Source organism: Pontibacter sp. HSC-14F20 (genome assembly GCF_019599265.1).
Classification (GTDB): domain Bacteria; phylum Bacteroidota; class Bacteroidia; order Cytophagales; family Hymenobacteraceae; genus Pontibacter.
In genome coordinates this window covers 1-255 of the sequence record NZ_JAHZTC010000089.1, presented here as the reverse complement: position 1 = coordinate 255, position 255 = coordinate 1, and the positions used below count along the sequence as shown (strand labels likewise).

Sequence of the window (255 nt, the reverse complement as noted above, 5' to 3'; positions counted from 1 at the left end):
GCCTGGCCACCGGGGAGTACCTGGCCAAGGCAGAGTCCGTGCTCATTAGCGGGGCCACTGGCTGCGGCAAGAGCTTCCTGGCTTCGGCGCTGGGGCACCAGGCCTGTGCCCAGGGCTACAAAGTAGCCTACTACAACGTGCAGAAGCTGCTGTTGCGCACCAAGATGGCCCGCCTGGACGGCACCATCTATAAGTTCCTGGAGAAGCTCTCCAAGACGGACCTGCTGATACTCGACGACTTTGGGCTGACGCACC

Annotated in this window: 1 protein-coding gene; it reads left to right on the top strand. The window is 62.4% G+C overall.

Translation table 11 applies throughout. The features are described from left to right. Positions 1 to 255, top strand: a 255-nt coding sequence (locus K3G39_RS20625) for an ATP-binding protein (RefSeq protein WP_220628049.1), incomplete at both ends; no start/stop codon positions are given.